At 62.7% G+C, this 17,619-nt stretch carries 16 protein-coding genes; 8 read left to right on the top strand and 8 right to left on the bottom strand.

The window, feature by feature from the left end; translation table 11 throughout:
- Positions 1-34: 34 nt before the first annotated feature.
- The 3 genes from I7S92_RS20835 to I7S92_RS20825 form a co-directional block, all read right to left on the bottom strand.
- On the bottom strand, positions 35-721 hold the full coding sequence (locus tag I7S92_RS20835; RefSeq protein ID WP_242070327.1) for an RNA polymerase sigma factor: 687 nt from the start codon (positions 719-721) through the stop codon (positions 35-37).
- Between the two features lie 136 nt (positions 722-857).
- Positions 858-1,094: a hypothetical protein gene (locus I7S92_RS20830; RefSeq protein WP_197647435.1), complete on the bottom strand. Its 237-nt coding sequence runs from the start codon at positions 1,092-1,094 to the stop codon at positions 858-860.
- 96 nt (positions 1,095-1,190) lie between these two features.
- Positions 1,191-3,329, bottom strand: a complete 2,139-nt coding sequence (locus I7S92_RS20825) for a hypothetical protein (RefSeq protein ID WP_197647434.1) — start codon at positions 3,327-3,329, stop codon at positions 1,191-1,193.
- A gap of 350 nt (positions 3,330-3,679) precedes the next feature.
- On the opposite strand from I7S92_RS20825, the gene I7S92_RS20820 reads away from it, so the two are divergent.
- From I7S92_RS20820 to I7S92_RS20785, 8 genes are all read left to right on the top strand, one after another.
- On the top strand, positions 3,680-4,135 hold the full coding sequence (locus tag I7S92_RS20820; RefSeq protein ID WP_197647433.1) for a DUF2924 domain-containing protein: 456 nt from the start codon (positions 3,680-3,682) through the stop codon (positions 4,133-4,135).
- On the top strand, positions 4,132-5,454 hold the full coding sequence (locus I7S92_RS20815; protein ID WP_197647432.1) for a recombinase family protein: 1,323 nt from the start codon (positions 4,132-4,134) through the stop codon (positions 5,452-5,454). Before I7S92_RS20820 ends, I7S92_RS20815 begins: the two co-directional genes overlap by 4 nt.
- A complete protein-coding gene (locus I7S92_RS20810; protein ID WP_197647431.1) occupies positions 5,451-5,846 on the top strand; it encodes a hypothetical protein in 396 nt (131 codons plus the stop codon). The genes I7S92_RS20815 and I7S92_RS20810 overlap by 4 nt, the downstream gene beginning before the upstream one ends.
- Positions 5,847-6,003: 157 nt before the next feature.
- Positions 6,004-8,382, top strand: coding sequence for an EcoAI/FtnUII family type I restriction enzme subunit R (gene hsdR / locus I7S92_RS20805; RefSeq protein ID WP_197647430.1), 2,379 nt, complete (start codon positions 6,004-6,006; stop codon positions 8,380-8,382).
- A 16-nt stretch (positions 8,383-8,398) separates the two neighbouring features.
- Positions 8,399-9,964 carry a class I SAM-dependent DNA methyltransferase gene (locus tag I7S92_RS20800; protein WP_197647429.1) on the top strand — a complete coding sequence of 522 codons (1,566 nt, stop codon included), beginning with the start codon at positions 8,399-8,401 and terminating at the stop codon, positions 9,962-9,964.
- Positions 9,964-11,115: a restriction endonuclease subunit S domain-containing protein gene (locus tag I7S92_RS20795; RefSeq protein ID WP_197647428.1), complete on the top strand. Its 1,152-nt coding sequence runs from the start codon at positions 9,964-9,966 to the stop codon at positions 11,113-11,115. Before I7S92_RS20800 ends, I7S92_RS20795 begins: the two co-directional genes overlap by 1 nt.
- On the top strand, positions 11,112-11,900 hold the full coding sequence (locus I7S92_RS20790) for a HipA family kinase (protein WP_197647427.1): 789 nt from the start codon (positions 11,112-11,114) through the stop codon (positions 11,898-11,900). Before I7S92_RS20795 ends, I7S92_RS20790 begins: the two co-directional genes overlap by 4 nt.
- Entirely contained in the window at positions 11,897-12,751 is an 855-nt protein-coding gene (locus I7S92_RS20785) for a DUF3037 domain-containing protein (protein ID WP_197647426.1), read from the top strand. Before I7S92_RS20790 ends, I7S92_RS20785 begins: the two co-directional genes overlap by 4 nt.
- Positions 12,752-13,144: 393 nt before the next feature.
- Here I7S92_RS20785 and I7S92_RS20780 read toward each other — a convergent pair whose 3' ends face one another.
- From I7S92_RS20780 to I7S92_RS20760, 5 genes are all read right to left on the bottom strand, one after another.
- The gene (locus I7S92_RS20780) at positions 13,145-14,068 is read right to left on the bottom strand and encodes a transglutaminase family protein (protein WP_197647425.1); all 924 of its coding nucleotides are present in this window, start codon (positions 14,066-14,068) and stop codon (positions 13,145-13,147) included.
- 257 nt (positions 14,069-14,325) lie between these two features.
- A complete protein-coding gene (locus I7S92_RS20775) occupies positions 14,326-14,859 on the bottom strand; it encodes a hypothetical protein (RefSeq protein WP_197647424.1) in 534 nt (177 codons plus the stop codon).
- Positions 14,860-15,206: 347 nt separating this feature from the next.
- Positions 15,207-16,013, bottom strand: coding sequence for a transglutaminase-like domain-containing protein (locus I7S92_RS20770; protein WP_386003959.1), 807 nt, complete (start codon positions 16,011-16,013; stop codon positions 15,207-15,209).
- 34 nt (positions 16,014-16,047) lie between these two features.
- On the bottom strand, positions 16,048-16,818 hold the full coding sequence (locus tag I7S92_RS20765) for a hypothetical protein (RefSeq protein WP_197647423.1): 771 nt from the start codon (positions 16,816-16,818) through the stop codon (positions 16,048-16,050).
- 212 nt (positions 16,819-17,030) lie between these two features.
- On the bottom strand, positions 17,031-17,504 hold the full coding sequence (locus I7S92_RS20760; RefSeq protein WP_242070325.1) for a hypothetical protein: 474 nt from the start codon (positions 17,502-17,504) through the stop codon (positions 17,031-17,033).
- Positions 17,505-17,619: the final 115 nt, after the last annotated feature.

Here is a 17,619-nt window from a genome sequence, read left to right as displayed (position 1 = left end):
AAAGCCACCGGCGGGACCGGATCGGGACATCGGTTCAGGGGATTTCCTGGAGGGCGCCGCGCAGCCGGCGCATGGCGCGCTGGTACCGCTTGCGGGCGGCCGCCTCGGTCAGCCCCAGTTCGACGGCGACCTCGGCCTGCGAGAAGCCCTCGATCGACACGCGAATCACCAGGAGGGCGTCGTCGCCGAGCAGCTTCCGCATGGCGCCGTTCAGCTTTGCGTACCCGGCCGCGCCGATCCCGCTGTCGCCGCTGTCCGCCACCTCGTCGGGGTCGGCGCCGCTGGCGAGATGTTCCCGCGCCTGGTCGCGCTGGCGCACGCGGATCATGTCGCGCTCGACGTTGCGCAGGACCGTGGCCGCGATCCAGTTGACGCGCCCAAGGTCGAGGCTGCGGATCGCCTCGGTGGTGCGCGCCAGAACATCGGACGCAACCTCGTCGGCGGTGCCGAGCCTGCGCCAGATCGACCGACGCCGGATGGCGTCGAGGCCGGGCCAGAGCGCCAGCAACAGCAGCGTCAGAGCGCAGTCGGACGCGGGCCCGTCGCCCTGCGCCGCCTCGACGAGCGCGGAGAGGATCAGGTTCTTCCGGGCCGGATCGCCGGTCGTGCGATGCAGCCCGTCCAGCAGAGCCGCCGGATCCCGGAACGGTGCGATGGCGGCCTGCGCACGCCTGACGGCGTCGAAACGGCGCTGGAAGTGAAGGTTGGAGGAAGATTGCATGAGGTGATCACGGATCTCGTGCCACGCGAAGGACATCGGACGCCTGCCTTGCGGCCAGGCGTCCGGCGCCTTCTCGTGGCCAGGTCAGGACGTCGCGCGTCTCTGCGATTTCAGGGGGGGTGGGTGAATGCGCGCGTCAGCGCGCGGGCGCGGTCGCGTGGTTCAGCGTGCCGCACCCGCGGCAGGTGGCCTGAACCGGGAAGCCCACGAGATACTCGTGCCCCCGCGCGAAGCGCAGGTGCATGCGGCCGTCCCGGCAGACGCCGAGCAGCTTGTCACAGCGCGTGCAGCGCCATTCCGAATTGGAGGTGGTGGGCTTGGTGCTCAGCGGGCTGAGCGATGAACGCGCTCGAGCTTGAAGTGGGTAGGCCATCTGGAGGCTCCTTTGTTGAGAGGAGCCTTCTCAGATCACGGGGAATCAGAGTGGGTCAGGCAGCCAAACCTAGCTGAAACCTAGTCGGACGAGCGCTTAGCGTGCGATGCGCCACGACCCTCGTCCCCCACTCTCGATGAACTTGGGGTATAGGTCCTTCCATAAAGCGGTGCCGTATACCTGCCTTGGATGATCCATGCCTTCACCGCAGATGTCGCCTGTCGGCACGGCTAGGCCGCCCGCGTTCGCGGCGTCCACCATTAGGCGCGTCGCATCGACCCGCGTCTTGCCGTTCACGACAATCTCGCCTTTCCCGGGAACGACAAGTTTGGCAAGGGTAGCACCCACCTGCAAAAGCCGCGCGCGCTCGCCTGCTGCGGCGAGAGCCCGACCGGCAAGAAATTCGGTCTTCAAAAGCTCTGCATCAGCTTCTTTGCCTGGACCCAGGCAAGAAGTAATGGGAACAACAACATGACTGCCAAGACACTGGAAAGGCGACACACCTGTTGCCAAGACCACTCCCTGGGGCAAATCAGGCATCCGGCGCAACGCTGTATCGACTTCCGCACAAACCTCTCCATTGTCGAGGTTACGGGCGATCCACACCGGGATAGTTACACCTTCGATCTCAACGCTGCCGACCCGCCAGAGATTTTTTGTTTCGGAAACGCGCCGCCCTGTGCGCTTTACAAATGTCATCGCAGACAGGATTTCATGCAGTATTTCGTCGGTGCGAATTTCGTATTGCTCGACCACCTTACGCGGGAGAGTGGGACCTTCACGTTTCTCTGAGTCGACTGCAACGACGCTTCCATCTGCCTTCAGGACTGCATCATCACCCACATTCCAAAGTTCGTCCTCTAAAAGGACAATATCTGCGAGCCCGCGACGGACAGTAATGCTGGCCTTGTTCAATAGAGCGATGTCTCCCCCGAGACCTTCGATCATGTCCGCCTCGACGGGCCCCGGGGCGTGGTCCAGCAAACGAAGGATATTTGGTATGGCAGTGCTCATCTCTGCGCCCGAGAGTGACTGATATTTTTCAACAACTTTCCAATGCTCCAGAAGTGCATTTGCAATTGCGATGCGCTCCCTCTGCCTGAGGCCCGCGACCGTCGAGCGGTTTTTCCCTGACAAGGCAAAGGTAAAGCTTGACGCACGCTCCCTCCCGTGCGGCTGGTAAGTCACATGAATTACGACCCGTACTATCCTGCCAGCCCCTGGCAGTCCCCGAACCGCGGCCAAGAGCCTTTTCGCGAAGGGACGCATGTCGTCCTTCGGTCCGCATTTTGCAGAGAAAGTCTGTCCCTTGATCCCAGCAGTTATGGAAGCTTCGATGACAGTAGTTGCGAGAACGCGTCCTTTCAGATGTGCCGGAATGTCGAGCTCCACTGTCTCGCGAAACCGCCAAAGATTATAAACCTCCCAGCTCAGTGGTCGGGTCAACAGGTCTACATTCAAAACCTTCTTCGCAAAAGATTCACCCAGCACACGGCGAGCAACCGGATCTTGAGCGCATACCTCGATCATGCCGCGAGAGGGGGTGTAGCTAATCAGAAATTCGTCGACTGGTTGATAATCTAGTGGCCTTGGTTCTTGTCCCGTTTTCCATTCGCGAACACGCACATTTTGGCCGCCACTCATCACGAGTAATATGATTCTATCACTTCGGGGGTCTGCACTGAGGTCGTTCCAAGCATAGACTTTGCAGCCGTCGACCAGTCCAAGCTGCGACTCAATTTCCTGTTCAAGTTTGTCGCACTCTATGTCGTCAGTTGACAGTCGAATGGGAATATCGACAAAGCGCCCTTCATAAAAACGACCAGTTTCCCGGAACCTCTGGAAACGCCAGGTTCGATCAACTTCGACAAAAACGGATGGAGCTTCGATCCATCTTAATAGTGCTCTATTGAGGCCACCAACAGTATCTCGATACCGGGAAATAAATTCGTCGCTCAGCCGCTCCTCTACGATACGAAGAGCTAAGCGGTCTGGGACGTCCTCTGACTGATCCAGAATCTCGGAAGCTGCCTGTTCAATTTGAAAGGAAGCAGCCGCTGACTTGCGCCGAATCTCCGAAACTGCGGTTTCGACCGCCCCCTCCGCTTGGCCGACAACGCCCAATCCCAGACTAGTGAAGTCGGGATGTGAAAGAAATTTGCCAACCAGTGCGGGAGCCGCTTCCTTGATGAGCAGCTCAAGACTTGGATTATTTTCAGCGCTTCGTTTTGCCAAGACAGTTCCAACCTACGCGATACACAGCGGACGAGATCTTCGAACGCTAGTCTATTCGGCCAGAGCACACTGGCAACGGTCTTGTCCCGTTCCGCGCATCCGGGTGGCTTTTGATCGGTATCGACAGCACCGAACAGGTATCCCCTCGACATGAAGCGCCCCAATCCGCTCCCGCCCGACCAGATGACGCCCGCGGAACGCCGCGCCGAGCTGTGCGGCCTGATGGCGCTCGGGCTGGTTCGGCTGCGGATGCGGGAAATGGGCGAAGTATCTGACGATACTGGAGAACGTTGCCTACACTCTCCGCACGACAAATGCCGTCATGCAACTCCAACTCGCCGGAGAAATGCATGAACAAGCCCGATCCCATTCCCGCGCGCCTCGCCGCGCTCAAGACCACGCCGACGCTCGACCTGAAGAAACAGTGGCGCGACCTGTTCGACAGCGAGCCGCCGCCGTTCAACCGCCGTTACCTGGAGAGTCGGCTGTCCTACCGGATCCAGGAACTCGCCCATGGCGGGCTAAAACCGGAGACGATCCGGCGGCTGGAACGGCTGGGCGAGGAACTCGACGGCGGCGATCGAAATAAGCGCGGCATCCGCGCCGACCGCGACCGCCCCATTACCGGCACACGGCTTCTGCGCGAGTGGCAGGGCGTCGAACAGATCGTCACCGTCACCGCCGACGGCTTCGAATGGCAGGGCCGGCCCTACAAGTCGCTGTCGGCCATCGCCCGCGCGATCACTGGCACCCGCTGGAACGGCTGGGTGTTCTTCGGGCTGAAGAACCACCGGGGTCGGGCATGACGAAGCCGTCGGAAAAGCCGAAACCCGTCCGCAAGCTCCGCTGCGCCGTCTATACAAGGAAATCCTCCGAGGAGGGATTGGAGCAGGAGTTCAACAGCCTGCACGCCCAGCGGGAGGCCTGCGAATCCTACATCGCCAGCCAACGATCCGAAGGCTGGGTGCTGGTCCGCGATCAGTATGATGACGGCGGCATCTCCGGCGGCACGCTGGAACGGCCGGGCCTGCGGCGGCTGATAGACGACATCGAGGACGGGCTGGTCGATGTGGTGGTGGTCTACAAGATCGACCGCCTCAGCCGCTCGCTGGCGGATTTTGCCAAGCTGGTCGAGGTGTTCGACCGGAACGGTGTGACCTTCGTCTCGGTGACGCAGTCGTTCAATACCACCACCTCGATGGGGCGGCTGACACTGAACATCCTGCTCAGCTTCGCCCAGTTCGAGCGCGAGGTGACGGCCGAGCGCATCCGCGACAAGGTCGCCGCCAGCCGCAGGAAGGGGATGTGGATGGGCGGGGTCCCGCCCTATGGCTATCGGGTCGAGAATCGCAAGCTGCTGGTGGATGAGGAATCCGCCGCGCATGTGTGCTGGATCTTCGCCCGGTTTCTCGAGATCGGGTCCTGCACGGAACTGGCGCGGGAGGTGGGCAAGCGCGGCATCCGCACCCCGCACGGCAACCGGATCGACAAGAAGTACATCTACCGGATGCTGTCGAACCGTGCCTATATCGGCGAGGCGGTGCATAAGGGCGAGAGCTATCCCGGCGAGCACGACGCCATCATCGACCGCGAAACGTGGGACCGGGTTCACGCCATCCTGACCGAAAGCCCGCGCAAGCGCGCCGCCCGGACCCGCGCCGACACGCCCGCACTGCTGAAGGGGCTGCTGTTCGGGCCGGACGGCGCGGCGTTCTCGCCGACCCACACCCGCAAGGGCGGGCGGCTCTATCGCTATTACGTCAGCCAGACCGTGCTGAAGCATGGCGCGGGCGCATGTCCCATCGGTCGCGTGCCCGCAGGTGAGATCGAGGCTGCCATCATCGACCAGCTTCGCGCCGTGTTCCGCCAGCCGGAAATCGTCGCGGGCACGTGGAAGGCCGCGCGGGTGCAGCACGGCGAGATCACCGAGGCCGACGCGCGCGACGCGCTGATCCGGCTCGACCCGCTGTGGGATGAACTCTTCCCCGCCGAACAGGCCCGCATCGTTGGGCTTCTGGTCGAGCGGGTCGAGATCGGCACCGAAGGCCTGAAGGTCCGGCTGCGCATGGACGGGCTGGCCGGGCTGGCGCGCGAAATGGCCACCGACATCGGAGCAACAGTATGACCCGTGCCACACCGATCCCCGAGACCGTCACCATCCATGTCCCGTTTCGCATCATCAAGCGAGGCGGGCGGAAGGAGATGCTGCTGTCCGAGGGCGCATCCGCCCAGCGCCGTCCCGATGATGCCCTCGTCAAGGCGCTGGCCCGGGCCTTCCGCTGGAAGCGTATGCTGGAATCCGGGGATTTCGCCACGGTCGCCGAGCTGGCCGCGCGCGAGCGTATCGCGGTCTCCTACCTCACGCGGGTGCTTCGGCTGACGCAGCTTGCCCCCGATCTCGTCGAGGCGATCCTTGAAGGGCGGCAGCCGCCGGGCCTCACACTCCAGTCCCTGCGTGGGCAGATTCCGGATGAATGGTCGGGTCAGATCGAATCCCTGTTGCCCGGGACGCAATAGGGCTTGCGGCAGCAGTCGGCCAGACTGTAGCCTCTGGGAGCCGTTGTCAGGCGAAAGAGCCGCCAAACCAAAGAATTGCGCATTGATCTGAGCCGAGTTCTTTGACAAGCCGTGGGCCGCGCGACGGCATGTCGAAACCGGGCAAAGTAGATTGCGCATGAACGAGGCCGATACCTGCAGGAAGTTCGTCGTCCCCAAGCTGCAGGCAGCCGGCTGGGACGATCGCCCTCACGCCATCAACGAGCAGAGAACTTTCACTGACGGCCGGGTCGTGTTTGTCGGCGGCAAGGCGCGCCGGGGCAAGCAGAAGCGCTCTGACTATCTGCTTCGGTATAATCCAGACTTTCCGATCGCGGTTGTTGAAGCCAAGTCCCGCTACAGGCATGCCGCAGAGGGGCTTCAGCAAGCCAAGGAGTATGCCGAGATCCTTGGCCTTCGGTTCGCGTATTCCACCAATGGCATCGAAATCGTCGAATTCGACTATACGACCGGGATCGAGCGAACTATCGGGGATTTTCCGGCGCCTGATGACCTCTGGGCCCGGCTCCGCCGCGCCGAGGGCATCGTCGATGACCAAGTGGCCGAACGGCTGCTGACGCCCACATTTCCGGATCGGGCCAAGCCCCTTCGCTATTATCAGGAGATCGCCGTGAACCGCGCCGTTCAGGCGGCGCTTCAGGGCAGGAAGCGGGCACTGCTCACCCTTTGTACCGGATCGGGCAAGACCGCCGTTGCCTTCCAGATCAGTTGGAAGCTCTGGTCGGCACGCTGGAACTCGAAAGGGGTGAACAGAAACCCGAAGATCCTGTTTCTTGCTGATAGGAATGTCCTGGTCGACGATCCGATGGCCAAGGATTTCAGCCCGTTCGGCGATGCTCGGCACAAGATCGCTGGTGGCATGGCGGTCAAGAGCCGCGATATGTATTTCGCGATCTACCAGTCCATCGCGCGTGACGAGAACCGCCCCGGCCTCTATCGCGAATATGCTCGCGACTTCTTCGACCTCATCATCATCGACGAATGCCACCGGGGCAGCGCGCGGGACGACAGCAACTGGCGCGAGATTCTCGAGTGGTTCGAGCCCGCGACCCAGATCGGCATGACGGCGACGCCGCGGCGCGAGGACAACGTCGACACCTACAACTACTTCGGCGATCCGCTCTACGAATACAGCCTTGCGCAGGGCATCGCCGACGGCTTCCTTGCCCCGTACCGCGTTCACCGTGTCATCTCGGACTACGATGCTGCCGGTTGGCGCCCGACGCGGGGCGAGCTTGACCGCTACGGACGTGAGATCCCCGACGCCGAATACTCCACGCGAGACTTCGAGCGGGTCGTGGCGCTTCGTGCAAGAACGCAGGCCATCGCGAAACACCTCGCGGGCTTCATGGCCGAGACCGACCGCTTCGCCAAGACCATCGTCTTCTGCGTCGACCAGGAACACGCGCTCGAAATGCGGCAGGCGCTCGCCGCCCTGAACACCGATCTCGTGAAGGATCATCCCGACTACGTCTGTAGGGTGACGTCCGACGAGGGTGATGTCGGCAGCGCGCACCGGGCGAAGTTCCAGGATGTCGAGACCCAGACGCCGGTCATCCTCACCACTTCGCAACTTCTCACCACCGGCGTGGACGCCCCGACCTGCAAGAACGTCGTGCTCGCCCGCGTCGTGGGCTCCATGCCGGAGTTCAAGCAGATCATCGGGCGCGGCACGCGCCTCCGGCCAGACTACGGCAAGCTCGCCTTCAACATCATCGACTATACCGGCACGGCAACACGCATGTTTGCCGATCCCGCCTTTGACGGCGATCCCGTCCGAGAGGACGAGGCGGTGATCAATGCGGATGGCGAAGTCGTCGAGGAGCGCGAGATCGAGGAGACGGCGCCGGATCCCGACGATTTCCCCGATGGACCCGATGTTCCGGATGGCCCTGTCGATCTCGGCGACGAGACCGAGACCGGTCCCCGCAAGTTCTATGTCGACGGCGGCGAGGTCGCGATTGTCCGGCACCTCGTTTATGAGCTCGATGCCGAGGGGCGACAGCTCGCCTGCCGCCAGCTTACCGACTACACCGGCGACAAGGTCCGCACGCTCTATCCCAATGCGTCCGAATTGCGCACGGACTGGCTCGATCCCGAGCGTCGGGCCGAAATCGTCGAGCGGCTGGAGGAGAAGGGCATCGACCTCGACTCCCTGGCCGATGCGGTCGGAAAGCCGGAGGCCGACCCGTTCGATCTCCTTTGCCATCTCGCCTACAACGCGCCGCTGCGCACCCGGCGAGAGCGGGCTGACCGTCTGCTGCGGGAACAGGACGAGTTTCTGGCCCGCTTCGGGCCGGATGCCCGCGAAGTTCTGGATGCCGTGCTCGAGAAATACGCCGAACACGGCAGTGCCCAGTTCAAGCTGCCCGACATCCTCGAAGTCCCGCCATTCAACGAATGGGGCAATGTGATCGAGATTGCCGCCCGCTTCGGCGGAAGCAAGGAGCTGCGCAGCGCCGTCACCGAGCTGCAGCGTCTGCTCTACACCGCCTGAATCGAAGGAGATCAACTTGGCCACAACCGCCCGCAAGAAGGCTGCGCCGAAGCAACTGACCACTGCCCAGCGTCTCGACAGCATCATCAAGTCGGCGCGCAAGATCATGCGCAAGGACAAGGGGCTGAACGGCGACCTTGACCGCCTGCCGATGCTCACCTGGATCATGTTCCTGAAGTTCCTCGACGACATGGAGCGGATCGAGGAAGGGCGCGCGGACCTGGCGGGCAAGGACTACCGCCCGATCATCGAAGCCCCGTATCGCTGGCGTGACTGGGCGGCAGACGCCGATGGGATCACCGGTCCCGACCTGCTGTCGTTCCTCGTCTCCGAAATGACCGAGCGGCCGGACGGCACCCGCGGCCCCGGTCTGTTCGCCTATCTGCGCGCCTTGCGGGGCGACAATGGCCGGCGCGAGCGGCGCGACGTGATCGCCACAGTCTTTCAGGGCTTCGCCAACCGCATGGAAAGTGGCTACCTGCTGCGCGACGTGGTGAACCTGATCGACGGCATCCATTTCGACTCCTCCGAAGAGGTCCACACCCTCGGCCGCCTCTACGAGACACTGCTGCGCGAGATGCGCGACGCCGCCGGGGACTCGGGCGAGTTCTACACCCCGCGCCCGGTGGTGCGCTTCATGGTCGAGGTGACGGACCCGAAGCTCGGTGAAACCATCCTGGATCCCGCCTGCGGCACCGCCGGATTCCTGACCGAATCCTTCCTGCATCTGGAAAAGCAGGCAGACACCGTCGAAAAACGCCGCGTCCTGCAGGAGGGCAGCATCATCGGGGGCGAGGCCAAGTCATTGCCCTACCTGCTGGCACAGCTGAATCTGCTGCTGCACGGGTTGCATGCGCCCCGGATCGACGCCGGCAACGCGCTGCGCTTTCGCCTGAACGAAATCGGCGAGGCCGAACGGGTGAACATCATCCTCACCAACCCGCCCTTCGGTGGCGAGGAGGAAGCGGGCATCCTCAACAACTTCCCCGAGGACCGCCGCACGGCCGAAACGGCGCTGCTGTTCCTGCAGCTGATCATGCGGCGGTTGAAACGCGCCGGGCGCGGGCGGGCCGCGGTCGTCGTCCCGCACGGCACGCTGTTCGGCGATGGCATCTCGGCGCGGATCAAGGCTGACCTGCTGGAAAGGTTCAACCTGCACACGGTGGTCCGCCTGCGCGAGGGCGTGTTCGCCCCCTACACCGACATCCCGGCAAACCTGATCTTCTTCGACACCAGCGGACCGACGAAAGACATCTGGTATTACGAGATGCCGCTGCCGGAGGGCCGCAAGAAATATTCGAAGACCGCGCCGATGGTCTATGAGGAGTTCGCGGGCTGCCTCGCTTGGTGGAACAAGCGCGAGGAAGATGAGCGCGCCTGGAAGGTCTCTGCGGCCGACCTGATCCAGCGTGATGCGCAGAAGCGCGTCATCGCCTGCAACCTCGACATCAAGAACCCGCATTCCGGCGAGGTCGCGGATCACCGCGCGCCGTCCGAGATCGTGGACGCGATCATCGCGCAGGAACAGCGCATCCTCGGCATCATGGACGAGATCAAGGCCGTGCTGGAGGAGTGCGTTTGATGTTGCGGACGATTACCATCGACAGGTTCCTGACCAAGTCAGAGGACTGGCTCCCCGTCAAACCGAATGAGCAATACAAGCAGATCACCGCGCGTCTGTGGGGAAAGGGCCTCACGCTTCGCGGCGAGGTCCCAGGGACGGCCATTGCCGCTGCTCGACAGTACTCCGCCAAGGCTGGCCAGTTTCTGATTTCACGGATTGATGCTCGCCATGGCGCCTTTGGCATCGTTCCCGAAGAACTGGACGGCGCGCTGGTCAGCAACGATTTCCCCTGCTTCAACATCGACGCTTCAACGGTGCTGCCGCATTTCTTTGAGTGGTATTCACGCACGCCCGAGTTCATTGAGCTGTGCCGTCGAGCGAGCGAGGGTTCGACAAACCGCGTACGCATGAAGGAAGCAAAATTCCTGAAGATGACGGTGCCGCTTCCGTCCCTCGACGAACAGCGCCGTATCGTCCAGCGGCTCGACAGGGTCGCGGCCCTGGTGGAGGAACGCCGTCGCGCCATCGACGCCGCCGAGCGCGAAACCCAGGCCCTGCTGCTGAAAGCCTTCCAGCGCGCCATCGACGGCGCCCCCCTGCGCTCCATGGCCGAAGTCGCCCCCTTGGTGCGCCGCCCGGTCGAGATCGACCTTGACGGCACCTATCCCGAACTCGGCGTCCGCTCGTTCGGCAAAGGCACGTTTCACAAACCTGATCTGCCCGGGGTAGAAGTCGGCAACAAGAAGCTGTTCCGCATCTGCGCTGGCGACCTCCTGTTCAACATCGTCTTCGCTTGGGAGGGCGCTGTCGCCGTCGCGCAGCCGGAAGATGAGGGCCGCGTTGGATCACACCGCTTCCTGTCATGCGTGCCCGCGCCCGAGACGGCGATAGTGGAGTTCCTGCGGTTCTACTTTTCAACGCCCGAAGGGTTGCAGAAGCTGGGTGAAGCATCCCCCGGCGGGGCAGGACGGAACCGAACGCTGGGATTGAAGAAGCTCGAAGCTCTGCAAGTGCCCGTCCCCTTGATCGACCGCCAGCACTGGTTCGACCGCATCCAGGCGAAGGCCCGCGCAGCCCGCGTCATCCGCGCCAGTACCGCGCAGGATGTCGAAGCCCTGATCCCCGCCATGCTGCACGAGATCTTCAACGGAAAGGCTGCCGCGGCATGATCCCTCGCGCCGTCCTGACCCGGATCGACAGGGTTGCCATTCAGGGCCGTACGGGCCCGATCCTGTCGGCCTGCGAAGCAGACGGCGAGGAGGAGATCGAGGTTTTCGTCAAGCTCTCGGCGGGTTGCGACCAGAATGTGGTGAACCTTGCGCGCGAGGCCATCGCCGCCTGCCTGGCCGCCGATCTGGGACTGCCGGTGCCCAGACCCTGGCTGGTCGAAATCCCGCCCGAGATCATCCCCGCCGTGACCGACGCGCAGGTCGCCGACAAGCTGCGCCGCAGTTGCCCCGTCGCTTTCGGCTCGACCCGCACGCCGGGGTTCTCGGCCTGGACCACCGGCCAGCGCCTGTCGGACGCGATGCGGCCTGTGGCATCCAGCGTCCTGCTGTTCGATGCGATCATCCAGAACCCGGACCGGCGGGCGGAGAACCCGAACTGTCTTGTCCGCGGCGACGATCTACGGATCATCGACCATGAGCTTGCCTTCGCCCACCGGCTGATCCTGTTGTGGCGGGCGCCATGGATTCTCGGTGGCATGAACGATCTGGCAGCACCCGGCAGGCATATTTTCGTGCATGAGCTGAAAGGCGCGCCGATCGACTTCGGGCCGATCAAATCTCGCTGGGCCGCCTTGTCGGACGCGCGCCTGAGGGAGTATGAAGGGGTGATCCCGCCGGAGTGGGCCGCCGCCCGCGACGACATAGATGCTGCGTTGAAGTTGATCGCTGGCGCCCGGGACAACATCGACGCATGCATCGCGGAACTTGGGAGGATACTGTCATGAGCACGAAGGAGCCATACAGCTACGTCGTTCTGCGCTACATCCACGATGTCCTGACCGGGGAATTCGTGAATGTTGGTTTGGTCATGGTCGTTCCCGGCCGACCGTTGATCCTGACGAAGGCCCGCAAGACCTTCGGGCGCATCAAGAATGTCTTCCCCGATCTCGACAGCGATTCCTACAAGCGGGCCATCGAGGCCATCGAGCGCGGAATGAGGGGGGTCGAGCGCGGCCTGAAGTCCGAAGGTCTGTTCAAGGGCGACAAGACCGCGGGAGATTATGCGCGCATCGCTCTCCCGCTCGACGACAGTTCGTTGCAGTGGTCGCCCATCGGCGCCGGTCTGACGGCCGACCCGCAGAAGACCTTCGACCAGCTCTATCAGCGCCTTGTCGCGCGCTATGACCGGCCTTCGCTGCGTCGCAGGTCCGACGAAGACGTGTGGCGCCCGGTGGAGGCGAAGCTGAAGGAGCAGGGCGTCACGATCGAGCTCGAACCCAAACGCGTTCAGGGCAGCACGGATGCCGTCGAGTTCCGGCATGCATGGAAGAACGGGCGCTGGCACGTCTATGAGCCACTGTCCTTCGATCTCGCTGACGCCGACAATATCAAGGACAAGGCGCGCCGCTGGCTGGGCCACCTGTCGGCAGTCAAGGTCGGCGCGACCGACGACGTGCAGGTGCATTTCATAGTAGGGCGTCCGCAGAGCGCGTCGTTGGTGCCGGCGTACCGGAATGCGGTCGAGATTCTCCGGCAAGTGCCATTCGACAATGACGTGTTTGATGAAGACCAGATCGATGACTTCGTGAACCGCATCGAGGACGAAGTGCGGCATCACGAAGGGCGCGCTCAATAGAATGCCCCCTTCGGGGGGTGCTGCGTTCGATGTCAGTGGCGTCCTCCAGCCGAACGCCATTTCGAACGGTGAAGGCTGCGCGTGACCGCTTTTTTGTTACTATATCAATGCATTGTGGGCTGTTCACCGAAACGGCCGCGGTTAAGAGGTCCGGAGAATATCGGCCCCGAGAGAACGCTTTCAGGCCTCCTGGCACCGAGGCCGGTTCTCAGCCCCGCCCGCATAACCCCCGAAAACAACGGAAAAATCCGGTCGCAGCCTGAGGGGGAGAACGCTTTTACAAGGGCAAATGGCGGAGCGGATGGGCCTGAGGTCCAACCTTCTCCGGTCATTAAAGCATTATTATTGCTAGGTTTAAACCAGCAGGCGCAAGCCAGTCCCACCGAAACGCCATTAGACAAGCGCGATGTCCGCCCCGCCTATTGGGGCCAGTAGCGAGTTGTCTTGTGCCGAAGCACTCTCTACTTTTACGAGTACCTCCATCGAGAGCAAATCGACGTTCGTTCCGACAAAGTTGCCTGCCACCGGGGTCACCTGTGCGATGTTTCTGGACACGGCGAGTGGTATCAGGTTCCGGGACCCGAAGCTTCGGTTCGTGGGATCGAAGGCAATCCATCCGGCACCGGGTACAAATATCTCGACCCAGGCATGGGTGGACCCGGGACCCGCAGACCCAAGGAGGCTTTCTTCCGCATCTGACAGATAGCCGGATACGATGCGGGAACCGAGTCCAAGCGTGCGCGCGGCTTCGGCAAGCAGGACCGCAAGATCACGGCACGAGCCCCATCGCCGGTCGAGCGTCTCGATCGGTGACTGGGTGCCTTCAGTGTCACGGCTCTGGTAGGAAATCTGGGTGAACACACCATTGCTGATGTCCTTCAGCAAGGACAGCGTGTCGGTCGGGCGCGCCATGATAAAGCCCTCGACCCATAGGGAAAGCCGGCCGTCCGGGTCGGGATATTGTGGAACAGTCAGCGCGCCCAGATCCGTCCATTCGTCGTCGGCGTAGACAAAGGGGTACTGCGCGGCCGAGGCGGCGATGGCAAAGATCGGCCATGCAGGCGCGGTGAGATCCACTGTGGCACGGCTCTCGATCACCAGATGATCCGTCACGCCGTCAAAGATGGCGGTGGCGACAGCGTTGCCGGCCACGTCATGCGCCCAGGTCACCGTCGCCGTCGGAGAAAGGGAGAGGGCATGTGCAAGTAGTCGCAGCTCCCTGCTTTCTCGGGGACGTAGCATCAACCGATGGGGCCCAAGAGGGACCTTTTGACGGTATCTGTAGGTCGTGGTGTGAACGATCTCGAGGCAGGCCAAAATGATGTTCCAGTTAGGATTGAGGAAGACGGCGCGCGGCTGCGGGGATCAGCGGCGGCGAGATGCGCCCGCGCTGACGGGCGCGGCGTTCCGCCAAGCATTCAACCCCTTGCAGCGTCGGCAAATCCGTTCTCCGAAGCCTTTGCTCCAGAACGAGGTTTCGCATCGCAGGCATCGGCGTTCTTGCGGAACATCACCCACGGCCCTTGGGGTCGCGATGTCCGGTACCTCACCCTTGGAGATGGCCTCGTCGGCCATCACGTTTTTCCCGCAGCCAGATGGGTGCGCAAGGGCGGCGGCGAGTCCGGTCGCGTAGGCATGCCTTCGTTTTCGGCGGCCCGGATCGACTCTTCGTCCCGCGCTCCTCGGGCGGTCGTCTTCGAAAGCGGCGCAGCCAGGTTCGGATCGGATGTCCCAGACCCGGAATAGAGATGTCGCAGGTGCGCCTCGGAGACGCCGTCGGCTATCATCACGAGCTGTACCATCGGGTCAGACAGCATTTCTTCAAGGAATAAGTTGGACAAGGCCCTGCCCGTGAGCTTGTCTCTGGCGCGTGCTTGGTCGAGGTCGGCAAGGGAAACGGTCAGAGTCCGCGCAAGTCCGGGATGCGATGCCCTGGGATGAAGCTTAACCTGGACCGCGGCCATCCATGCCGCGGGATCCCGTTGATCCGGGGGCGAAACCAACTCCGTTTCGATCTCGTATTCTCCGGCCGGAAGAGTCTCGGCAAAGCCAGGAACGGTGAACGGACGGGAAAAAATCGCAACGGTCTTGCTCGTCAGATCTTCCATTTGCATGATCCTTCCCAGTGTTTCTGCCGGCCATGCGCGCCCTTTTTGGGGATTGGGGCGCGTAACCCGTGCACGTCTCAAGATGTCTTGGGCTTCGCATGCACTTTCGTGGCGGCGGCATTGGACTTACTCACATTGGCAGGGGGCGCCGATGTATTCGTCGGCTTCCGCTTCAACACGGCCGCAGCGCTGCCGGCCAGATTCTTGGTGGACATTTCATCGATCCTTTGATTGGCCGACGCCAACTCCTCATCCAACACGGACCAGGATAACTGGCATCAGCAGTACATATATTGGGGCTAACAACCCGAATTCCGATGCCGCGCAGAAAAGAAACCCAAGGTCAGTCAGGCCAATTCATCCGTCCAGACCTTGAATTCCATCAAAGTGTTCTGGCCGAAGGTCTGAGTCAGAGGAACATCAGCAGCATCGCGACCGCGCGCGATCAGGATTCTCGCAAACCTCGGCTTGTTGTTCCGCGGGTCGAACATGTGCCATTCTCCAGCAAGGAATACCTCCATCCAGGCAGCAAAATCCCCTGGCGGATGAGGCAGAGGTTCACCGATGTCGCTCAGATATCCGGTGCAGTAGCGGGCCGGAATGTTCATGCAACGACACCGCGCGATGGCGAGATGGGCAAAGTCGCGGCAGACACCCTGTCGCTCGGCGAGGGTCTGCGATGCGGTGCGCGTCGCCTTCGCCTGCATATAGTCGAAGCGGACATGTCCATGCACGAAATCGCAGATCGCCTGGACGCGTGACCATCCGGCGTCCGTGGTCTCGAATAGGCGCCACGCCTCCTCCGACAGAAGGTCGGTGTCGCAATACCGGCTGCCCTGCAGAAACACGAGCGTCTCGAAAGGAAGATCCTGAACCTCGTGCTGCCGCGCGCCGGGCATGGAGGGATCAGGCAGGCCCGTGTCGCGGAAGACGCCATCCGTCGACAGGCAGAAGTCGCCCGCCGGAGCCAGGACGCGCGTGCACCAGTTGCCGAAGCCATCCCGGTAGCTTTCGAGGGGCACGCTCGGCGAGGTCACGAGATAATCGGCACGCTCCAGATCGCCGAACCGCGAGTAGTGCACGTTCAGAAGCGCAATCAGAGGCGTCGGTTGAGGGAAGCTGTATCGGAGACGACACCCTATGCTGACGCGCATGCCGGACACGCGGCTGCGCATCGTTCTGTCACCCTCATCTTCCAAGGACGCACGCCCCGTCCGAAAGCTGGAAACCTCGATTGCAGCTCCACCGGTTGCCGGATCGGTCGAGATAGGCGTTCTCTGGCAGATCGATGGCGACGCAGGCGCCATTCAGCACCTCGTATCCGCGCTCGCAGCTCCAGCCCGGTCCATAGGATGCCTCGTCCAGATAAGCATTCGATGGCACGACAACGGCGTCGCATCGGTCGTCGATTCTGACGAAGCCTCTCTCACAAGCCCAGGCGGCGCCGTAGTCTGCGTTGGTCAGATACGCGTTCTCTGGCACGGCAATCGGCAAACATGTCCCCGCGGCGGCCTCAAAGCCACGATCACAGGTCCATCCCCTCCCCGAGGCATCGTCCGTCAGGTAGGCACGCTCGGGCAGAACAATGGGCACGCATGCCTCGTCCTCCTGCCGGAACCCGCGTTCGCATTCCCAATCGTAACCGGAAGACCGGAGGAAGGCATTGGCGGGCACCGGGATGGGATTGCAGGACGTCCCGTCCACCTCCTCGTACCCTCGGTTGCACTCCCACCCCGTCCCGTAGGAGCGCCCGGTTGGATAGGCATGCTCGGGGATGTCGAGAGGCAGGCATTCGGCGCCCTCTACCCGGTAACCGAGATCGCAGACCCATCCGCCGCCATAGCTGCGCGGCTGGGCGTTCTCCGGCATTGGGCCGGTTCCATCCTGCGCAAGCACGGGAAAGGCGAAAGAGGCGATCACACCGGCTATGGCTGCCGTCCGCGCGATCAGCCTCGCCAAGGGATGTCTCATCGCAGCTTGTTCCTTGGCGGACCAGAGCCCGTTGGTTGCCGCGCGAGTCCTCGATAGCCCAAGCGTGAGCGTTCCGGTCAGCCGTCGAGTGGGCGCGGGCGCTAGCGGGGAGGCTCTGGAATTCGGTCTCGTTGGCATGCCTTCGTTCTCAGCCACCTGGATCGAGAAGTCCGTCGGGACTGTGGGGTGGGTGCTGCTGGTCATCGGGGCGACAACTTGTGCAAAGCCGCAGCCGCAAGGGCATGCTCCTTCTGGTGGTAGTCGCCACGAAACCCGCCATCGACCTGCACCTCCCAGATGCCGTTTCTTTCGCGAACCTGAACCCCACCGCGCTGTGCCGGCCGGTCCATCGAAGAATCCTGCGCTCCTCTGCTTTTCGGCGGCACGGGTTTCATGTCGGTCATTTCCGGCTCCTTCGCCTTTGGCACCCGCGCTTCTCCGAGGAGCATCACGGCGCGAATGAATTCTGCCGCGTAGTCGTCGGTTTCGCGGTGGTCGTGTTCGTGCCTGGCCATACTCATCGGCTCGACGAAGCGTTCTCGAAGGTGGTCCACGAAACGCGGCTCGGTACGGGCCATGTAGGCGATCAGAGCTTGCAGGATCCGTTCGTGAGCCAGCACACGCCGTTCGAGCTCGGTGGTCTCGGGTGAAGCTATCGGCATGGCGCGGTTCATCCTTCATCGACCGCGCTTTCCGGGCGCTCCGGCAATGCGTCAACATCAAGGGCTGCGAGGCAGGCCTGCGCGATATCGCGGTTCGGAGCATCTGTTCCGGGCACCGTCGCCCAGC

Source organism: Tabrizicola soli (assembly GCF_015999335.1).
Taxonomy (GTDB): domain Bacteria; phylum Pseudomonadota; class Alphaproteobacteria; order Rhodobacterales; family Rhodobacteraceae; genus Tabrizicola; species Tabrizicola soli.
This window is presented reverse-complemented; position numbering and strand designations above follow the sequence as displayed.

Coding starts and splice junctions, on each gene's coding strand:
- I7S92_RS20770 (WP_386003959.1), bottom strand. CDS start 16,013: ATGCGCGTCAGCATAGGGTGTCGTCTCCGATACAGCTTCCCTCAACCG.
- I7S92_RS20820 (WP_197647433.1), top strand. CDS start 3,680: ATGAACAAGCCCGATCCCATTCCCGCGCGCCTCGCCGCGCTCAAGACC.
- I7S92_RS20810 (WP_197647431.1), top strand. CDS start 5,451: ATGACCCGTGCCACACCGATCCCCGAGACCGTCACCATCCATGTCCCG.
- I7S92_RS20760 (WP_242070325.1), bottom strand. CDS start 17,504: ATGAACCGCGCCATGCCGATAGCTTCACCCGAGACCACCGAGCTCGAA.
- I7S92_RS20790 (WP_197647427.1), top strand. CDS start 11,112: ATGATCCCTCGCGCCGTCCTGACCCGGATCGACAGGGTTGCCATTCAG.
- I7S92_RS20775 (WP_197647424.1), bottom strand. CDS start 14,859: ATGGAAGATCTGACGAGCAAGACCGTTGCGATTTTTTCCCGTCCGTTC.
- hsdR (WP_197647430.1), top strand. CDS start 6,004: ATGAACGAGGCCGATACCTGCAGGAAGTTCGTCGTCCCCAAGCTGCAG.
- I7S92_RS20815 (WP_197647432.1), top strand. CDS start 4,132: ATGACGAAGCCGTCGGAAAAGCCGAAACCCGTCCGCAAGCTCCGCTGC.
- I7S92_RS20835 (WP_242070327.1), bottom strand. CDS start 721: ATGCAATCTTCCTCCAACCTTCACTTCCAGCGCCGTTTCGACGCCGTC.
- I7S92_RS20795 (WP_197647428.1), top strand. CDS start 9,964: ATGTTGCGGACGATTACCATCGACAGGTTCCTGACCAAGTCAGAGGAC.
- I7S92_RS20830 (WP_197647435.1), bottom strand. CDS start 1,094: ATGGCCTACCCACTTCAAGCTCGAGCGCGTTCATCGCTCAGCCCGCTG.
- I7S92_RS20785 (WP_197647426.1), top strand. CDS start 11,897: ATGAGCACGAAGGAGCCATACAGCTACGTCGTTCTGCGCTACATCCAC.